Annotated in this window: 15 protein-coding genes; all 15 read left to right on the plus strand. The window is 73.3% G+C overall.

Features of this window, described 5'->3' with window-relative positions:
• Positions 1–335 precede the first annotated feature (335 nt).
• Positions 336–866, plus strand: a complete 531-nt coding sequence (locus tag ABZ725_RS11780; protein WP_358802508.1) for a DUF2617 family protein — start codon at positions 336–338, stop codon at positions 864–866.
• Positions 867–928: 62 nt separating this feature from the next.
• Complete coding sequence (locus ABZ725_RS11785; RefSeq protein ID WP_358802509.1) at positions 929–2,578, plus strand: polyamine aminopropyltransferase; 1,650 nt, start codon at positions 929–931, stop codon at positions 2,576–2,578.
• A gap of 150 nt (positions 2,579–2,728) precedes the next feature.
• Positions 2,729–3,517 (plus strand): SRPBCC domain-containing protein, encoded by a 789-nt coding sequence (locus ABZ725_RS11790; protein WP_358802510.1) that lies wholly within the window; start codon positions 2,729–2,731, stop codon positions 3,515–3,517.
• 59 nt (positions 3,518–3,576) lie between these two features.
• The gene (locus tag ABZ725_RS11795; RefSeq protein ID WP_358802511.1) at positions 3,577–4,374 is read left to right on the plus strand and encodes an aldose 1-epimerase; all 798 of its coding nucleotides are present in this window, start codon (positions 3,577–3,579) and stop codon (positions 4,372–4,374) included.
• Positions 4,375–4,384: 10 nt separating this feature from the next.
• Positions 4,385–4,939: an orotate phosphoribosyltransferase gene (gene pyrE / locus ABZ725_RS11800; protein WP_358802512.1), complete on the plus strand. Its 555-nt coding sequence runs from the start codon at positions 4,385–4,387 to the stop codon at positions 4,937–4,939.
• A 151-nt stretch (positions 4,940–5,090) separates the two neighbouring features.
• Complete coding sequence (fbaA, locus tag ABZ725_RS11805) at positions 5,091–6,122, plus strand: class II fructose-bisphosphate aldolase (protein WP_351910239.1); 1,032 nt, start codon at positions 5,091–5,093, stop codon at positions 6,120–6,122.
• 105 nt (positions 6,123–6,227) lie between these two features.
• Entirely contained in the window at positions 6,228–7,694 is a 1,467-nt protein-coding gene (locus tag ABZ725_RS11810; RefSeq protein ID WP_358802513.1) for an MFS transporter, read from the plus strand.
• 100 nt (positions 7,695–7,794) lie between these two features.
• The gene (locus tag ABZ725_RS11815; protein WP_351910245.1) at positions 7,795–8,208 is read left to right on the plus strand and encodes a DUF3151 domain-containing protein; all 414 of its coding nucleotides are present in this window, start codon (positions 7,795–7,797) and stop codon (positions 8,206–8,208) included.
• Positions 8,209–8,369: 161 nt separating this feature from the next.
• The gene (locus tag ABZ725_RS11820; protein WP_351910247.1) at positions 8,370–9,215 is read left to right on the plus strand and encodes a tryptophan 2,3-dioxygenase family protein; all 846 of its coding nucleotides are present in this window, start codon (positions 8,370–8,372) and stop codon (positions 9,213–9,215) included.
• A complete protein-coding gene (kynU, locus tag ABZ725_RS11825; RefSeq protein WP_358802514.1) occupies positions 9,208–10,434 on the plus strand; it encodes a kynureninase in 1,227 nt (408 codons plus the stop codon). The genes ABZ725_RS11820 and kynU overlap by 8 nt, the downstream gene beginning before the upstream one ends.
• A 316-nt stretch (positions 10,435–10,750) precedes the next feature.
• Positions 10,751–11,635: an alpha/beta hydrolase gene (locus ABZ725_RS11830; RefSeq protein ID WP_358802515.1), complete on the plus strand. Its 885-nt coding sequence runs from the start codon at positions 10,751–10,753 to the stop codon at positions 11,633–11,635.
• A gap of 190 nt (positions 11,636–11,825) precedes the next feature.
• Positions 11,826–13,034, plus strand: coding sequence for an alpha/beta hydrolase (locus ABZ725_RS11835; protein ID WP_358802516.1), 1,209 nt, complete (start codon positions 11,826–11,828; stop codon positions 13,032–13,034).
• Positions 13,027–14,253, plus strand: a complete 1,227-nt coding sequence (locus ABZ725_RS11840; RefSeq protein ID WP_358802517.1) for an acyltransferase — start codon at positions 13,027–13,029, stop codon at positions 14,251–14,253. Before ABZ725_RS11835 ends, ABZ725_RS11840 begins: the two co-directional genes overlap by 8 nt.
• A gap of 10 nt (positions 14,254–14,263) precedes the next feature.
• Positions 14,264–15,766 (plus strand): sensor histidine kinase, encoded by a 1,503-nt coding sequence (locus ABZ725_RS11845; RefSeq protein ID WP_358802518.1) that lies wholly within the window; start codon positions 14,264–14,266, stop codon positions 15,764–15,766.
• Positions 15,763–16,440, plus strand: coding sequence for a response regulator transcription factor (locus ABZ725_RS11850; protein ID WP_358802519.1), 678 nt, complete (start codon positions 15,763–15,765; stop codon positions 16,438–16,440). Before ABZ725_RS11845 ends, ABZ725_RS11850 begins: the two co-directional genes overlap by 4 nt.
• Positions 16,441–16,480 lie beyond the last annotated feature (40 nt).

Raw genomic sequence — 16,480 nt, forward strand, 5'->3', positions numbered from 1 at the left:
GATCGACCACGGGCTCCGCGGTCGCACCATGCGCGTGGCATGTGCACGTGGCGGGCGCGAAGGGGGCGTGCCGGCCCGCCCGGCGCACGCCGTGGTTGAACAGTTGAGCTGTGGAGCCCCCCGAGGGATGGAAACCCCACGAAGTTGGGTAAAAACGCTGTGGCGGCACCACAGTTCATGATTCCCTCTAAAACATCAACGCAGCCCCTCGGACCCCTTCGGACGTCCCGAGCGGACGACCTCCCCAGACCGGGCTGACCGGGGCCGTTTCCCCGGTGTCGACCGGGGTGCGCCGTACCTACCCTCTTTTCTTTGCGTCTCCGCGGAGCCGACCCATGCTCACGACCCTGAACACCTCCTACACCGATACGCGCGCGGCCGATCTCGCCTGGGCACTGGGGCGCGAACCGCTGCCCGCCCTCGCCACCCTCGACCTCGAACTGTCCGGTGCCAAACTGCAGTTGAGACTGCTCGGCGCATCGCACCAGGTGCTGCTGGAGGAGGAGCAGGGCTGCTGTTCGGAGACGGTGGCCTGCATCCCCGGCAGCAGCACCCCCCTCCCGCTGGGCGTCGCCAAGCGGGTCGGCGACTGGGAGTACGAGTTCGCGGCGCGCGTCGAGGTGCTCTCGCCGGGCCAGTTCGCGGGCCGCGCCCAGGAACTCCTGGCCCTCGTCTCCGAGCATCCGCACGGCCTCGCCGGCGTCTTCCCCGGCAGCCCGCACGCCTTCACCGCCCTCCTCGCCCACCACCACGAGGGCCAGGTGCACTGGCGCACCTGGCACGCCTACCCACAGGACGGCCAGTTGGTGGCGACCAGAACCCGGGTCGGCGTTCGCGCGCGAACCGGCGCGGAGTCAAGGGTTTGACGCTCAGGTTCCACACGTGTGGGTGACGAAGCGTGCGAGGGACGTGACGTAACGTCGCAGTCGTGATCGAACCGCACGCGCCAGCCCCGCCCGGTGTCCGGCCGGACGGGCAGCCGCCCTGGCGCGGGCCCGCGCGGCTGCCCGTCCGGCCGGACACCGGGCGGCTCCTGGTCCTCGCGTGCGTGTTCGTCTGCGCGGCCTGCGGTCTCGTCTACGAACTGGAACTCGTCGCCCTCGCCTCCTACTTGATGGGCGACTCCGTCACCCAGGCCTCCGTCGTGCTGTCCGTCATGGTCTTCGCGATGGGCATCGGCTCCCTCGCCGCCAAACGGCTGCGCCGGTTCGCCGCGGCCGGCTTCGGCGCCCTGGAGGCGACCCTCGCCCTGGTCGGCGGCTGCAGCGCCATGGCGCTCTACGCGATGTTCGCCTGGACGGGTGACTGGGGCGGCCTGTGGGCGGGCGGCTCCCGCGTCCTGCTCGTCGGGTTCTCGCTCGCCATCGGCCTGCTCATCGGCGCCGAGGTCCCCCTCCTCATGGAACTCATCCAGCGCATCCGCCGCCAGGACGCGGGCGGCGCGGTGGCCGACCTCTTCGCCGCGGACTACGTGGGCGCACTGGTGGGCGGCCTCGCCTTCCCCTTCCTGCTGCTGCCGTTCCTGGGCCAGCTCACCAGCTCCCTGCTGACCGGCGCGGTCAACGTGGTGGCCGGGGCCGCCCTGGTGCTGGGCCTCTTCCGCCGCGACCTCACCTGCCGGGCCCGCTGCCTGCTGCTCGTCGCCAACGTCACCGTCCTCGGCGTCCTCGCCTCCGCCGCCGTCCTCGTCGACGACTTCGAACGGGCGGCGCGCCAGGCGGTGTACGGCGACGACGTACGGGTGGCGGTGAAGACCGGCGTACAGGAGATCGTCCTCACCGGCGGCGGCGACGGCCGCCCCCTCGACCTCTACCTCGACGGCCGCCTCCGCGTCGGCGGCCGCGACGAACGGCGCTATCACGAGGCCCTCGTCCACCCCGCGATGAACGGCCCGCACACGCGCGTGCTGATCCTCGGCGGCGGCGACGGCCTGGCCGCCCGCGAGGTCCTCACCCACCCCGACGTCCGCCGCGTCGACATCGTCGAACTCGACCCCGGCCTGGTCCGGCTGGCCCGCACCGACCCGGCCCTGTCCCGCCTGAACGAGCACGCCTACGGCGACCGAAGCGTCCACGTCACCACGGAGGACGCCTTCCACTGGCTGCGCGGGGCGCGTGCGGCGACGTACGACGTGGTCGTCGCCGACCTGCCGGACCCGGGCATCACGGCGAGCACGAAGCTCTACTCCGAGGAGTTCTACGGCCTCGCCCGGCGCGCCCTCGCCCCCCGCGGCCGCCTCGTCGTGCACGCCGGCCCGGTCGCGACCCGGCCGCGCGTGTTCTGGACGGTCGAGGCGACGATGCGCGCGGCGGGCCTGCACACCGCCCCCTACCGCGTGGGCGGCCGCGAGACCGGCTTCACCGCGGGCCCCGACCGCACCGCCGACGCCGCCCGGGCGCCCCGCGACTGGGGCTTCGTCCTGGCCACCGCCGACACCCGCCCCCTCCTGAGCCTCGACCGCCGTGCACACCCGCTGCACACCCTGACCCAGGCGGCCCTGGCGGCGGACGCCCGAGCGGCGGAGGAGACCCGGGTGACCGGAGTCCGGCCCTCCACCCTGGTGCATCCGCGGTACTGAGGCGGTACCGAGGCGGTTCGAGGCGGTACCGACGCCGTGATGACGCCTGGATGACGCGGTGACGACCCGTACCACCGGGCGGCGGCCGGGGGACCCGAATCCCGGTTTCGGCAGGTGCTTTCCCGTACTCGCTGGGTAGGCTCCGCACTCATGGAGCAAGAGGTGTTCGTTCCGGTTCCGGCCGAGCGGCTGAGGGCGGCCCTCGCCGACCCCGCGCAGGTGGCCCGGGCGGTCCCCGGGCTCCAGCAGGACGTCGGCACCGAGCCCGTCGCCGGGCGGCTGAAGGTGCGCATCGGCGGCCACACCATCACCTACCGGGGCGCGGTACGCGTCTCGCCGCGCGAGGACGGCACGTACGCCGTGACGGGTGACGCGACCGAGGCCCGCGGCAGCGGCTCGGTGAAACTGGCCCTCACCCTGCGGCTGCGCGAGGCCGACGCCGGCACGACCCTCGGCTTCGAGGGGACGGCGACGGCGGACGGCCGGGTCGCGGAGCTGCCGCCCGAGGCGGTCGGCTCGGCGATCGCCCGGCTGCTGAACCGCTTCGCGGACAACCTGGGAACGGGAGCGGCGGCCGAGGAGCCCGAGTCCGCATCCGAGTCCGCATCCCAGTCCGAGGAGGACGCGGTCGATGACGTCGACGGCGCCGATGACGCCGACGAGGTCGACGGCGTCGATGTGCCCGCCGTCCCCGAGACCGTGTTCGAGGACCTCACCGGCCCCTCGGAGCCGCCCGCCGAGGCCGCGCACGCGCGCCGCACGATGATCGGGCGCAGCGCGGAGGAGGTGGACCACGCCCCGCCGCGCGGACGCTACGCACCGGTCCCCGCCCCGCAGACCGTCGTCCCCAACAGCGCGCTGCGCTGGGCGGCTCCGGCGGCCGCGCTGGTCGTGGCGTCGGCGATCGTGGTGGGCAGGGCACTGCGCCGACGCGGCTAGGCCGGCCCCGCACGCAGCTGGTGGCGGCCTCGCCCCGATCGCCCCAGTAGGGTCGTCCCGTGAGTGACGAAGACATCACGCTGACCGCGGGTGACGCGGAGGTGACCGTGCAGCCGGGCAACGGCGGCCGGGTGGGTGGGCTGCGCGTCGGCGGCCTCGAACTGCTGCGCCAGGGCGAGCGGTTCGGCTGTTTCCCGATGGTCCCCTGGTGCGGGCGGATCCGCGACGGCCGGTTCCGGGACGGCGGGGCCGTCCACCAGATGCCGCTCAACGCCGCGCCGAACGCCATCCACGGCACCGCCCGCGACGGCGCCTGGAAGGTCGCGCGGCGCACGGCGGACGGCGTCGTGCTGACGTACGAACTGGTGGAGCCCTGGCCCTACGCCGGCCGCGTCACCCAGGAGATCGCGCTGACCGAGGACACGCTGACGATCCAGCTGGCCGTCGAGACCTGGGACTCGTCCTTCCCGGCGCAGCTCGGCTGGCACCCCTGGTTCAACCGCAACCTGGGCGGCCAGGACGGCCAGGACGTGCGGGTCGCCTTCGACCCCGCCTGGCAGGAGGAGCGCGGCGACGACCATCTGCCGACCGGCAACCGCATCGGGCCGAAGCCCGGCCCCTGGGACGACTGCTTCGGCATGCCCGGCGGCGTCGACGTCACCCTCACCTGGCCCGGGCAGCTCGCGCTGAAGGTGACCAGCCCCGAGGAGTGGGTCGTCGTCTACGACGAGCAGGAGGCGGCCGTGTGCGTGGAGCCGCAGACCGGCCCGCCCGACGGTCTGAACACCCTCCCGCGCCTGGTCACGATGCTGGAGCCGCTGGAGGCCACCACCACCTGGTCCTGGACCCGCCTCTAAGCTGAGGGGCATGACGGACGTGGATGTACGCGGCGCGCTGCTGCAGCAGATCAAGGACAAGGCCGTGGTGCACGGCAAGGTGACCCTGTCGTCGGGTCTGGAGGCGGACTACTACGTCGACCTCCGCCGCGTCACCCTCGACGGGGAGGCCGCTCCGCTGGTCGGGCAGGTGCTGCTCGACCTGACCGACGGCCTGGAGTTCGACGCCGTCGGCGGGCTGACCATGGGCGCCGACCCGGTCGCCGCGAGCATGCTGCACGCGGCCGCCGCGCGCGGGCGCAGGCTGGACGCCTTCGTCGTGCGGAAGGCGGCGAAGGCGCACGGGCTGCAGCGCCGGGTCGAGGGTCCGGAGATCGCCGGCCGGCGCGTGCTGGTCGTCGAGGACACCTCCACCACCGGCGGCTCGCCGCTGGCCGCCGTGGAGGCGGTGCGCGAGGCGGGCGCCGAGGTGGTGGCCGTGGCGACCATCGTGGACCGGGCCACCGGCGCCGACCAGAAGATCTCCGAGGGCGCGGGGGTGCCCTACCTGTTCGCCTTCTCGAAGGATGAACTGGGACTGGACTGACCGGCCGCTTTGACCTGGACTTGGGCAGCGCGTGGAGTAACGGCGCATGTCTGGAAAGATGGGGACGACGATGACGTCGCACCCCAAGGTCTAGGTCAGGGCCGTAGCACGCGCCAGATCGCCAACCCGCAGATACACAAGGAGCGGACAGATGCCCATCGCAACCCCCGAGGTCTACAACGAGATGCTCGACCGGGCGAAGGCAGGCAAGTTCGCCTACCCGGCCATCAACGTCACCTCGACCCAGACCCTGCACGCGGCTCTGCGCGGCTTCGCCGAGGCGGAGAGCGACGGCATCGTCCAGATCTCCACGGGTGGCGCCGAGTTCCTGGGCGGCCAGTACAGCAAGGACATGGTGACGGGCTCCGTGGCCCTCGCCGAGTTCGCGCACATCGTCGCCGAGAAGTACCCGGTGACCGTCGCCCTGCACACCGACCACTGCCCGAAGGACAAGCTCGACGGGTATGTGCGTCCGCTGCTCGCGGTCTCCGAGGAGCGCGTGAAGGCCGGCCGCAACCCGCTGTTCCAGTCGCACATGTGGGACGGCTCCGCCGAGACCCTCGCCGACAACCTCGCGATCGGGCAGGAGCTGCTCGCCCGCGCGGTCGCCGCGAAGATCATCCTCGAGGTGGAGATCACCCCGACCGGCGGCGAGGAGGACGGCGTCTCGCACGAGATCAACGACTCCCTCTACACCACGGTCGACGACGCGATCCGCACGGTCGAGGCGCTCGGCCTCGGCGAGAAGGGCCGCTACCTGCTGGCCGCGTCCTTCGGCAACGTCCACGGCGTCTACAAGCCGGGCAACGTCGTCCTGCGCCCCGACCTGCTCAAGGAGCTCAACGAGGGCATCGCCGCCAAGTACGGCAAGCCGGCCGGCTCGCAGCCGTTCGACTTCGTCTTCCACGGCGGCTCCGGCTCCACGGCCGAGGAGATCGCGACCGCGCTGGACAACGGCGTCGTCAAGATGAACCTCGACACGGACACCCAGTACGCGTTCACGCGTCCCGTCGCCGACCACATGTTCAAGAACTACGACGGCGTCCTGAAGGTCGACGGCGAGGTCGGCTCCAAGAAGACCTACGACCCGCGGACCTGGGGCAAGCTGGCCGAGGCGGGCATGGCCGCGCGCGTCGTCGAGGCCACCCAGCACCTGCGCTCGGCGGGCCAGAAGATCAAGTAGCCCTTTGGCCGTGCCATAGCCGTGCCGTAGCCGTGCCGTAGTCGCTGTGCGGAGAGCCCGGCGTCCGTCTGTCGACGGCGCCGGGCTCGCTGTATACCTGGGGACATGGCGGACATCCGGATGGCCTCGGCCCAGGGCAGATGGATCCTGCTCACCACCGTGCTCGGCTCCAGCATGGTTCTGCTCGACTCGACCGTCGTCAACGTGGCGCTGCCGCGCATCGGCCGTGACCTGGACGCGGACCTCGCCGTGCTCCAGTGGACGGTCAACGCGTACATGCTGACGCTGGCCGGTCTGATCCTGCTGGGCGGCTCCCTCGGCGACCGCTACGGGCGCCGCAAGGTCTTCGTGATCGGCGTGGTGTGGTTCGCCACCGCCTCCCTGCTGTGCGGGCTCGCGCCGAACGCCGGGGTGCTGATCGCGGCCCGCGCCCTCCAGGGCATCGGGGGCGCTCTGCTGACCCCCGGCTCGCTGGCGCTGATCCAGGCCTCCTTCCACCCCGACGACCGGTCCCGGGCCGTCGGCCTGTGGTCGGGTTTCGGCGGCATCGGAGCCGCGGTCGGCCCCTTCCTCGGCGGCTGGCTGGTGGACGGGCCGGGCTGGCGGTGGGTGTTCCTGCTGAACGTGCCGCTGGCGGCGGTGTGCGTGCCGGTGGCGCTGCGGCACGTCCCGGAGTCGCGGGACAAGCTGAAGCACGGCCGCTTCGACGTCCTGGGCGCGGCGCTGGGCGCGCTGGCGCTCGCGCTCGTCACCTACGCGCTGATCGAGGCCCCGGGAGGGTCCGTCCTGGTGGCGCCTGCGGCCGTCGCGGGAATCGTCGCCGGGGTGGCCTTCGTGATGGTGGAGCGGCGGCGGCCGGACCCCATGATGCCGCCGGACATCTTCGCCTCCCGCCAGTTCACGGCCGTCAACCTGGTCACGCTGTGCGTGTACGCGGCCCTCGGCGGGTTCTTCTTCCTCGCGGCGCTCCAGCTCCAGGTGGTGTCCGGCTGGTCGGCGCTGGCCGCCGGCACGGCGCTGCTGCCGACGACCGTCCTCATGCTGCTGCTGTCGGCCCGCTCGGGCGAGCTCGCGGAGCACATCGGCCCGCGCATCCCGCTGACCGTCGGACCGCTGCTGTGCGCCGTCGGCATGCTGCTGATGCTGCGGGTCGGTCCCGACGCCTCCTACTTCGCCGACGTGCTGCCCGCCGTGCTGGTCCTCGGCTTCGGCCTGGTCACCCTGGTCGCCCCGCTGACCGCGACCGTCCTGGCCTCGGTGGACGTCGGCCGGGCCGGGCTGGCCAGCGGCATCAACAACGCGGCGGCGCGCGCGGCCGGCCTGGTCGCGGTGGCCGCGCTCCCCCTGCTCACCGGCATGGGCCCGGAGGCGTACCGCTCGGCGACCGCCTTCAACGACGCGTTCCAGCAGGCGATGGGGTGGTGCGCCGGGCTGCTGGCGGTCGGTGCCGTGGTGGCTTTCGCGACGGTCCGTCGTCCGGCGCCGGACTGCACCCACCCGGAGTGTCTGAGGCACGGGAGTGTGCTGGCGCCCCCGCTGGAGGGCGAACAGGCGCACAAGCGCCTCGGCTAGCGCGCGTGGAACGGCGGGCGACGGGGTGGGGTGCGCCGGGCTGCCGGCGGTCGGCCGGCGCGCGTGGAACGGGGGGCGGGCGGTGGCGCAGACTGGACCCATGTCCATTCACGAAAACCTTCTCGGGGGCCCGCCCCCGACCCACCTCCCCGACGACCCCGAGCCGCGCGAGCTCCTGGCGAGCGGCACCGCGCCCGCCGACGTCGCCGCGAAGTACCCGACGTCCTCCCTGGCCTGGGCCCAGCTCGCCGACGACGCGTTCGAGCGGGGCAGTGTGGTGGAGTCGTACGCCTACGCCCGTACGGGCTACCACCGCGGCCTGGACAGCCTGCGCCGGGGCGGCTGGAAGGGCCACGGCCCGGTGCCCTGGGAGCACGAGCCGAACCGCGGCTTCCTGCGCGCCCTGCACGGCCTCGCCCGCGCCGCGCAGGCGATCGGCGAGCAGGCGGAGTACGAGCGCTGCACGCAGTTCCTGAAGGACTCCTCGCCCACGGCCGCCCAGACCCTGGGCTGACCCCCTAGGGGTGGTGCGGATGGCCCGTCCGGTCCTGGTGTGACCGGACGGGCCTTGCGTTTTCGGTGTCCGATTGCGCAGGATGCCAGTGGGGACCGGGGCCCCCGTGTCGGTAACGGCAGGGGCGGACCGCTACCCGGAGTACATAACAGGAGACAGCGATGTCCCAGCAGGCTCAGCCTCACGAGGCTTCGGAGCCCGAGACTCCGCATCTCGACTTCGCCGGCACGACGCCCTACGAGGACTACGTCAAGGCAGACGTGCTCACCCACCTCCAGCACACCCTCTCCGACGACCCCGGAGAGATGGTCTTCCTGGTCACGACCCAGGTCATGGAGCTGTGGTTCACCGTCATCGTGCACGAATGGGAGACCGCCGCGCAGGCCCTGCGCGAGGACCGGGTCCCGGTGGCGATCGACGCGCTGAAGCGTTCCGTCCGCGAACTGGAGGCGCTCAACGCCTCCTGGAAGCCGCTCGGGCAGCTGACCCCGGGCCAGTTCAACTCCTACCGCTCCGCGCTCGGCGAGGGCTCCGGCTTCCAGTCGGCGATGTACCGGCGCATGGAGTTCCTGCTCGGCGAGAAGTCCGCGTCCATGCTGGTCCCGCACCGCGGCGCGCCCCGCGTCCACGCGGAGCTGGAGAAGGCGCTGCACGAGCCGAGCCTGTACGACGAGGTGCTGGGGCTGCTGGCCCGCCGCGGCCATCCGATCCCCGCCGCCGTCCTGGAACGTGACGTCTCGCAGCGCTACGAGCCCTCGGCGGACGTCGAGTCGGTGTGGACGGCCGTGTACTCGGCGGACGCCTCCGACGACATCGCGCGCCTCGGCGAGGCGTTGACGGACGTCGCCGAACTGGTGTGGCGCTGGCGCAACGACCACCTCGTGGCCACCCGCCGCGCGATGGGCGCCAAGGCGGGCACGGGCGGCTCGGCCGGGGTGGCCTGGCTGGAGAAGCGCGCGCAGAAGAACGTGTTCCCCGAGCTGTGGACGGCGAGGTCCCATGTCTGACCTCGGCCTCACAGACAAGGCCACCGCCGCGAAGGAGCTGGACGCCGCCGACGAACTGGCCGGCCTGCGGGCCCGGTTCGTGCTCGACGACGGCGTCTACCTCGACGGCAACTCGCTGGGCGCGCTGCCCGCCGCCGTGCCCGACCGGGTGGCGGACGTCGTCCGCCGCCAGTGGGGCGAGCTGCGCATCCGCTCCTGGGACGAGAGCGGCTGGTGGACCGCCCCCGAGCGGATCGGCGACCGGATCGCCCCGCTGGTGGGCGCGGCGGCCGGCCAGATCGTGGTCGGCGACTCGACCAGCGTCAACGTCTTCAAGGCCCTCGTGGGCGCGGTGCGGATCGCGGAGGGCGGCGACGGCGGCGGCGGCCGGGACGAGATCCTCGTCGACGCGACGACCTTCCCCACGGACGGCTACATCGCCGGGTCCGCAGCCCGGCTGACCGGCCGCACGCTGCGCCCGGTGGCGCCCGGCGAGGTGCCGGCCGCGCTGTCGGAACGGACGGCCGCCGTGCTGCTCAACCACGTCGACTACCGCACCGGGCGGCTGCACGACCTGCCGTCGCTCACCGCCGCCGTGCACGCGGCGGGCGCGGTCGCCGTCTGGGACCTGTGCCACAGCGCGGGCGCCCTGCCGGTGGGCCTCGACGAGCACGGCGTCGACCTCGCGGTCGGCTGCACCTACAAGTACCTGAACGGCGGCCCGGGCTCACCGGCGTATCTGTATGTGCGCAAGGGGCTGCAGGACCGCTTCGACTCCCCGCTGCCCGGCTGGAACTCGCACGCCGAGCCCTTCGGCATGCGGGAGGTGTACGAGCCGGCGCGGGGCGCGCTGCGCGGTCGGGTCGGCACCCCGGACATCCTGTCGATGCTCGCCCTGGAGGCGGCGCTCGAGGTCTGGGACGGCGTCCCGGTCGAGGCGGTCCGGGCGAAGTCGTTGGCCCTTACGGACTTCTTCCTGGAGTGCGTGGGCGCGTACGTCCCCGAGGGACGGGTCGAGTCGCTGACTCCGGTGCGTCACGAGGAGCGCGGCAGCCAGGTGGCGCTGCGCTGCGCGGACGCCGGCGACGTCATGAAGCGGCTGATCGAGCGCGGGATCGTCGGCGACTTCCGCCACCCGGACGTCCTGCGCTTCGGCTTCACCCCGCTGTACGTCGGGTTCGCGGAGGTGGAGCGGGCGGCCCGGGTACTGGCGGAGGTGCTGGCGGAAGTACTGGCGTAGGGCCTGGTGCGGGTCTGGCACCGGGCCTGGTTCGGGGCCCGGTGCGGGCCTGGTTCAGGGTGTGGTGCCGGATTCTCGCAGGGCCGTCGCAGGGCGGTCGCAAGGCTGTCGCAGGCAGGTGCGGGACTGCCGGGTTCGCCCGGTAGTTACCCGGCAGAACCGTTTTTCCCCTCACCGAGCGTGATATCCGCGTGTCCGCGCACGTCACGGGCCTGATACCGTCCCGGCCAACGGCCTGATTCTCTCCTGGTCCGCCAAATCCTCCCCCAGTGCCGAAAGCCTGGGAGGTACCCCATCACCGCTGAGAGGTTGGAGCATGCCGGACGACGTTGTCGCAGCCCGGGCCGTCGCCGAGGAGGAGTCGGCCTTCGGGCATCCGCCCGTCGACCCCGACGTCACCGCGGCGTACGGAGACCACCCCGACCAGGTGATCGACTTCTATGTTCCGCGAGTGGAGGTGGGTCCGGGCGGTCCCGTCCCGCTCGTGGTCGTGCTGCACGGCGGGGCCTGGCGGGCGCCGTACGACCGGCGGCACGTCACGCCGTTCGCGGAGTACCTGGCGGGGCGGGGGTTCGCCGTGGCCAACGTGGAGTACCGGCGCGGCGCCGAGAGCCCGGCCCCGGAGGGGACATCCCCGATCGCGGGCCGCTGGCCCGACACCTTCGACGATGTGGCCGCGGCCCTCGACGCGCTTCCCGCCCTCGTCCGGGAGGCCGTGCCGCAGGCCGACGCGCGCCGCATGGTGCTCGTCGGCCACTCGGCCGGCGGCCACCTGGCCCTGTGGGCGGCGGCCCGGCATGTACTGCCCGCCGACGCGCCCTGGCGCACCGGCGGTCCCGTCCCGCTGCGGGGCGTCGTCGCGCTCGCCCCGATCGCCGACTTCGCGGTCGCCGAGAAGCTGGACGTGTGCGGCGGGGCATCCCGTCAACTCCTGGGCGGGGAAGCGCAGTTCGACGAGCGTCGGCCGTACGCCGACCCCGCGCTCCTGCTGCCGACCGGCATCGCGACGACGCTGGTCCAGGGCCGCAGCGACCTGGTCGTCCCGCAGGCCGTCGCCGAGGCGTACGCGGACGCGGCGGCCAAGGCGGGCGAGGTGGTGGGCCTGACCCTCCTGGAGGACGTCGGCCACTTCCCGCTGATCGACCCGGCTGCGGACGCGTGCGCGGTGGTGGCCGAGGAGATCGCGCAACTGGCGTGGTGATGCCGGTCCTTGGGTAGCCCCCTGCTGGGGGCCCGTGCCTCCCGTAGGTGTGCGGACCTGTCGTACCCGTAGTACCTGAGAGCTACGTCGCAGAAGAGCTCCCAGGTGGGACGCGAACGACGAGCGCCGATCCGTAACTTCCAAGCCAGAAACGCCCGATGGCCGGGCGAACGGGCGGGGGAGTGGCGGGATGGCGGAGCGTCGTTTTCGCGGGCGGTGGGGTGGCGAAGGGGTAACGCCGCGGGCGCTGCGCTTTCGCGGGCGGTGGGGTACCGAAAGGGGAACGCTCCGGGCGCTGCGCTTTGGCGGACGGTGGCGCAGCGAAGGGGGAACGCCTCGGGCGCGGCGCTGGTTCCGCGCTCTGCTGGCCGTCCTCATCACCGCCGCAGTCGTCGGCCCTCTCACGGCTGCCGCGGCCAGTCCGCAGATCCCGGCCCCGGCTCCCGCCGACCTCGCCCCGGTCACGGCTGCGACGCTGGAGAAGGCGTACGCCGCCAACCGGGCCAACGCCGCACTGGCCGCCCGGATGGCCGCCGCCCACGGCGACCGCCACCGCGCCGCCGCCGACGAGGGGTTCGCGTCCCCGTCCCGCACCCTGCTCGCCTTCGACGGGCGTGGCCAAGGGCGTGCGACCGAGGTGTTCGGGGACCTCGCCCACGCCGACCGCGTCGCGATCCTGATACCGGGCTCCGACACCTCACTGGACACGTACGCCCGCTTCAGAGCGGGAGCGGCCGCGCTGTACGAGCGACTTGAGGGGGAGTCGGGCGCACCGGGGGAGTCGGGCACGGGCCGGGAGTCGGGCATGGGCCGGGCGTCAGGTCCGGGCCGGGAGTCGGGCACGGGCCAGGAGGCGGGCACGGGCCGGACGTCGGGTGCGCGCACGGCCGTCGTCGCGTGGCTCGGCTACACCACACCGGGCACGGTCAGCGCGACGGTGATCACGCCGGCCCGCGCCGACGAAGCGGCCCCGGAGCTGCGGGAGTTCCTGCGCGGGCTGCGCACCCTCACCGGCCCGGACACCCACGTCTCCCTCCTCTGCCACTCGTACGGCACGGTCGTGTGCGGCCGGGCGGCCCCTGGCCTGGACGTGTCCGACCTCGTGCTGCTGGGCAGCCCCGGCACGGGCGTGGACACGGTGGCAGGCCTGCGCACCCGCGCGCGGGTCTGGGCGGCCCGGGGCGCCGACGACTGGGTGGCGGACGTCCCGCACGTCAGCGTCGACCTGTTCGGCACGACGGTCGGCCTCGGCGCCGACCCGATGTCCGCGTCGTTCGGCGCCCATGTCTTCGCGGCGGGCGCCGGCGGCCACAGCGACTACTTCCGGCCGGGCTCGGCCGCGCTGGCCAACATCGCCCGGATCGTCCTCGGCGAGACCTCGGAGGTCACCGATGCGTGAGACACATCAGGTACGCCGACTGCCCGGGACCCGGCGGGCGGCGGCCCGCATCGACGCCGCGACGCCCCCGCAGCGCGACCGCGCCGTCGACGCCCTGCGCGCCTTCGCGATCCTCGGCGTGGTGCTGGGCCACTGGCTGGTGACCGCCCTGGTCGCCGACGGCGGCACCCTGCGCGCCGCGAGCCCGCTCGGTCCGATGCCCTGGCTGGCGCCGGTCTCCTGGATGTTCCAGACGCTCGCCGTGTTCTTCATGGTGGGCGGCCATGTGGCGACCCGGAGCCTCGCCTCGACCCGCGCGCGGGGCGGGACCTACCGGGCCTGGCTACGGGCGCGCCTGGCCCGGCTGTTCAAGCCGGTCATGGCCGTCCTGACGGTGTGGACGGCAGTCGCGCTGGGGCTGCTGCTCGGCGGCGCGTCCTTCGTCACCCTGCACACCGTGGTCAAGCTGGCGCTGTCACCGCTGTGGTTCCTGCTGGTCTTCGCCGCGTTGACGGCGGCCACCCCGCTGCTGGCCCGGCTCAACCCGCTGTGGCCATTGGCCGTCGTCCTGCACGTGGACGTGGTGCGCTTCGGCCTTGGCGGCCCCGACCGGCTCGGCTGGGTGAACCTGGCGGCCGGCTGGCTGGTGCCGTACACCTTGGGCGCGGCCTGGACCCGCGGCGAGCTGGAGCGCCCCCGGGCGGGCTGGACGCTGCTGGTCGGCGGCGCGGCGATGACGGCCCTGCTGGTCGGCTTCGCCGGCTACCCGGCGTCGATGGTGGGCGTGCCCGGCGCGGCGGTGTCCAACCTGAACCCGCCGACCCTGGCCGCCATCACCTTCGGACTCGCCCAGTGCGGACTGGCCCTGCTGCTGCGCGACCGACTGCGCCGGGCCATGACCCGCCCTGTGCTCTGGGCGGGAGTGGCGCTGGTCAACCTCTCCGCGATGACCCTGTTCCTCTGGCACCAGACGGCGATGATGGCGACCACCGCGACGGGCCTCCTCGCCGGCCGGCTGCCCGGCCTGCACACCGTCCCCGACGGGCTGGACTGGGTGGCGGTCAGGCTGCTGTGGCTGCCGGTCTTCGCACTGGTGCTGGGGGTGTGCTGGGCGGCGTTCCACTCCTACGAGCGGGGGCAGGAACGAGGGGCACGCCGTGCCGACGGCCGGGGGTCGCGGGTGATCCGCGTCCACCGCCGTTCCGGCCGGCCGGAGACGAAGGCGGCCCGCAGTGCCTAGGGTTGAGCCCGTGACCGGCGAGGAGAGCATCACCCCACCCGACCGTGCCACCCTCGCACCGCCGCCTCCCGTCCGCCGTCGCCGGTTCCGGATCGCCCGCGGTGCGCCCCGTTCCCGGACCTCGCCGCGTGGGCGCGCTTACCGCTGGCTGCGGTTCCCGGCGTACGTGGTGGTGTGTCTGATCGCTCTCGGGACGGGGCTGGCCGGCACCGACCAGATGAGCCGGGACTACCACCCGGGCGCGGAACTGTCCGCGCTGACCGGACTCACGCAGGGCGTGGCAGTCGTGCTCGCCCTGTGGCGTCCGCTCCCCGCGTGGGCGCTGTCGCTGGCCGTCACCGTCGTCGCCGCGATGTCCGCCCGCCCGGCCCTGCGCGGTCACCCGCTCCCGGGACCGGACTGGCCCTGGAGCGCCCCCCAGATCGTGGCGCACGCCGTCGTGTTCCTGATCCTGGCGCTCCGCGTCCGCAGCAGTGTGTCCGTCGCGGCTCTGACGGCCACCGGCCTGGTGACCTGGTTGGTCCAGGGCGTCATCGGCGGGGCGACGTACAACTCGACGGGCGTCACGGCCGTCGCCGTCTGCGGGGTCGCCGTCCTCGTGGGCACCGCCTTCCGCGGCCTCGGCGAGGCCCGCACCCAGCTCGTCGAACAGGAGACGATCACCGCGGAGGAACGCGCCCGCCGCACCCTGCTGGAGGAGCGCAACCGGATCGCCCGCGAGCTGCACGACGTGGTCGCCCACCACATGTCGGTGATCTCCATCCAGGCGCAGGTCGCCCCGCACCTGGTGGAGAACCCGTCCGAGGAACTCAAGGAGAACCTCGCCGGCATCCGGCAGAACGCCCTGGAGGCGCTCGCCGAACTGCGCCGGGTGCTCGGTGTGCTGCGCTCGGAGAACCCCGACGACCCCTACGGCCTCGGCGCGGCCGGCGCCGGAACCGCCCCGGACGCCCCGCAGCCCACGCTCGACCGACTCGACGCCCTGATGGAGAACACCCGCGCCGCGGGACTGGACGTGGTCGCCGCCATCGAGGGCGAGGCGCCCGTGTATCCGCCGGGCGTGCAGCTGTCGGCGTACCGGATAGTCCAGGAGGCGCTGAGCAACGCCCTGCGCCACGCGCCGGGTTCCCGGGTGCGCGTCGAGGTCACCCATCACCCTCGGGGCCTGCACCTGGAGGTCATCAACTCCCGCCCGAGCGTGCCCGTACGGCCCTCCCCGGGAGCGGGACACGGACTGCTCGGCATGCGGGAGCGGGCGGCGATGCTGGGCGGCCACGTCAACGCGTACCCGACCCTGCACGGCGGCTTCGCGGTCACTGCGTTCCTGCCGAGGGACGGCACGACCCCGCCTCCCGACGACTCCGACGACTCCGACGCTCCCGGAACGCCGGAGGGCCTGGAACTCCTCTTCCCCGACGACCCCGACGACCCCGACGACCCCGACGACCCCGACGACCCCGACGACCCTGACGACCCGAACCGTCCGTCCCCGACACGCGAAGGAAACCGATGACGACCGGCGGCACCATCCGCGTACTGATCGCCGACGACCAGCAGATGGTCCGGCAGGGCTTCACCGTGCTCCTCAACGCCCACCCCGGCATAGAGGTGATCGGGGATGCGGTGGACGGCCTGGACGCGATCGCGAAGGTCGCCGAACTCACCCCGGACGTCGTCCTGATGGACATCCGCATGCCCGAGCTCGGCGGCATCGACGCCACGCAGCGCATCACCCTCGACCACCCCCACATCAAGGTGCTGGTGCTCACCACCTTCGACCTCGACGAGTACGTGTACGAGGCGCTGCGGGCCGGCGCGTCCGGGTTCCTGCTGAAGGACGCCTCCGCGGACCAGCTGGCCGAGGCGGTCCGGGTGGTGGCGGCCGGGGACGCCCTGCTCGCCCCCGGCATCACCCGCAAGCTCATCGCCGAGTTCTCCCGTCTCGACGGCAAGCCCAGGGCTCCGCTGAAGGAACGGGTCGGCGACCTCACGGAACGCGAGACGGAGGTGCTCACCCTCATCGCCCAGGGCCTGTCCAACACGGAGATCGCGAGCCACCTCTTCGTCGCCGAGCAGACCGTGAAGACGCATGTGGGCCGCATCCTGGTGAAACTGGGCCTGCGGGACCGCACCCAGGCGGCGGTGTTCGCGTACGAGTCGGGGCTGGTGAGACCGGCCGGGTACTGAGCGTCGGGGTACCGAGGGCCGCGGTACCGAGGGCCGGGGT

This window comes from Streptomyces sp. NPDC006872 (assembly GCF_040635845.1).
Taxonomy (GTDB): Bacteria; Actinomycetota; Actinomycetes; order Streptomycetales; family Streptomycetaceae; genus Streptomyces.